This is a genomic window from Bradyrhizobium sp. (assembly GCF_019244115.1).
Taxonomy (GTDB): Bacteria; Pseudomonadota; Alphaproteobacteria; order Rhizobiales; family Xanthobacteraceae; genus Bradyrhizobium.
In genome coordinates this window covers 1-2,449 of record NZ_JAFATE010000545.1, presented here as the reverse complement: position 1 = coordinate 2,449, position 2,449 = coordinate 1, and the positions used below count along the sequence as shown (strand labels likewise).

Sequence of the window (2,449 nt, the reverse complement as noted above, 5' to 3'; positions counted from 1 at the left end):
GTCGATTCCAGCCTGATCTATTCGATGATCGACGTGCTGCTCGGCGGCCGGCGCGGCAATTCCACGCTGCGCATCGAGGGCCGGCCCTACACCACGATCGAGACCAACCTCGTCAAGCGGCTGATCGAGGTCGTGCTGTCCGATGCCGAGCAGGCGTTCCGGCCGTTGTCGCCGGTGAAATTCTCCATCGACCGGCTAGAGACCAATCCGCGCTTTGCCGCGATCAGCCGGCCGGCCAATGCCGCGATCCTGGTTCGCCTCAGGATCGACATGGAGGACCGCGGCGGCAACGTCGAACTGCTCTTGCCATATGCGACCATCGAGCCGATCCGCAGCGTGCTGCTGCAGATGTTCATGGGCGAAAAATTCGGCCGCGATCCGGTCTGGGAAGGGCATTTTGCCACCCAGATCGCGCAGGCCGAGATTTCTGTCGATGCCGTGCTCTACGAGGCCGACATCCCGCTGAAGCAGCTGATGCGCCTAAAAGTCGGCGACACCCTGCCGCTCGATCTGCGTTCGGACGCGCTCGTGTCTGTCCGTTGCGGCGACGTGACCCTGACCGAGGGGCGCATGGGCCGCGTCGGCGATCGCGTCGCGATCCGCGTCACCAAACCCTTACGCAAACCGCACACCACACTCGCGATGTTCGAGCGCGCGGACGAGCAGAACAAGTTGCTGGAGGCCCAATGAGCCACACGATCGGTATGACCATCGAAGCACTGGTGGCGGTCCTGCTGCTCGTCACGATCGGTTACTGCATGCTGCTGAACAAGCGGCTGACGCGGCTGAAGGCCGATGAGCATTCACTGAAAGCCGTCATCGCCGAACTGATCACCGCGACCGAGATCGCCGAGCGCGCGATCGGCGGGCTGAAGCTCGCGGTTCGCGATGTCAACGAGAACCTCGGCGGCCAGCTCGACCAAGCCAACCAGATGTCCGAGCATCTGAGGAAGCAGCTCGCCGAAAGCGACTACGTGGTCCGCCGCCTGTCGAAGATCGCGATCGCGGCACGGCCGCAGTCAGCCGCGGCAGCGACGCCGGCAGCCGCGCCTGAAGTCGAGCCGGCTCCGGTCTCGCCCGCCAAGGCGATCGCAGCGGCCGCGCAGGCGTTCTCGGAGCGCAAGCGGGCGGGCGGTCTCGCCGCATGAAACCGCTGCGTGACATCCGCGTGATTCCGGTCGTCGTGGTCGCGATCGCAGGCCTCGCGGTCCTGAAGATCGCGGGCCTCGTCCTCGATGGCGGCTATGTGTTCGACTATGGCGCGCGAGCGGCCAGCAAAAAGTCCTGGGCGCAGGACAATCTGAATTTCCCCGGCGGGCCTAAGGAGGAGGACATCACGGGCTCGGTGCACGGCGGCGCGCCAAAGGAAAAGAAGGAAGAGAAGAAGGACGACGCGCCGAAGCCCGATGCGCCCGAGACCAAGACCGAAGCCGACGCGCCGCCGCCGATCTCGGCCTCCGAACGCGCCATTCTCGAACGGCTGCAGGCGCGGCGCCAGGAGCTTGATGCCCGCGCGCGCGAGATCGAGATTCGCGAGAGCCTCCTGAAGGCCGCCGAAAAGCGCATCGAGGAGAAGAGCGCGGACCTGAAGGCCACGGAGGCACGGGTCACTGCCGCGAGCGGTCAGAAGGACGAGGCCGAGAGCGCGCGGATGAAGAACATCGTCACGATGTATGAGGCGATGAAGCCAAAGGACGCGGCAAAGGTTTTCGACCGGCTGGACATGGGTGTGCTGATCGAGATCGCGGTGCAGATCAAGCCGCAGAAGATGTCGGACATCATGGGGCTGATGCAGCCGGAAGCCGCCGAGCGGCTGACGGTCGAAATGGCCCGCCGGGCAGGCGCGGACAAATCCGCCGCAATACCAGATCTGCCGAAGATCGAAGGCAAGGTCACGCCGACGAAGCCGAACTAGGCTCTCGCTGTTTCAACAACGCACCGTCGATGTGCATTTCGTCGCACCCCCGGATGGCCAAAAATCTGCCGTAAACATTTGCGACTTTAGGTTTTGTTGCGTAGGAAATCGCAACTTCGCGCCATCCATCATTTAAGTCAGTCACTGCCGCCGCACCTGGTGTGGCCACTCGTCATATTTTGAGTCAGCCACTGCTGCCGCGCTTGGTGCGGTCACGCGGATCCTTTGTTGCAAAGGGAGGCCCAATTATGAGCAATGGTCAGGCTAGCTTCTGGCAGACACCCCAACAGCAGGAAGGAGTATTGGTCCCTCAAGGGCTGATCGGTAATATCATCGGTGCGCTGGCGCCGCTCGTCGGGCGCGCAGTCGGTGGAACAGCGGGCAACGTCATCGGTGCGGCCGGGCAGCAGTTCGGCCCGATGATTCCGTTCAGTGCGGGACCGCAGATGACACAGGCGCCGCAACAGCAAGGGCAGCAACAGGACGCCGTGCTGGTACCGCAAGGCTTGATCGGAAGCATCATCGGCGCGCTGG

General features: G+C 63.7%; 3 protein-coding genes and 1 pseudogene. All 4 read left to right on the top strand.

What is annotated here, in order from left to right:
* Window positions 1–690: FliM/FliN family flagellar motor switch protein (locus JOZ76_RS24055; protein WP_291702623.1), on the top strand; the 690-nt coding region annotated here is incomplete at its 5' end.
* Window positions 687–1,148: a DUF6468 domain-containing protein gene (locus JOZ76_RS24050; RefSeq protein WP_291702604.1), complete on the top strand. Its 462-nt coding sequence runs from the start codon at window positions 687–689 to the stop codon at window positions 1,146–1,148. The genes JOZ76_RS24055 and JOZ76_RS24050, both read left to right, overlap by 4 nt.
* The gene (locus JOZ76_RS24045) at window positions 1,145–1,915 is read left to right on the top strand and encodes a MotE family protein (RefSeq protein ID WP_291702602.1); all 771 of its coding nucleotides are present in this window, start codon (window positions 1,145–1,147) and stop codon (window positions 1,913–1,915) included. Before JOZ76_RS24050 ends, JOZ76_RS24045 begins: the two co-directional genes overlap by 4 nt.
* Window positions 1,916–2,163: 248 nt before the next feature.
* A pseudogene (locus JOZ76_RS24040) lies at window positions 2,164–2,449 on the top strand (hypothetical protein); the annotation flags it as partial.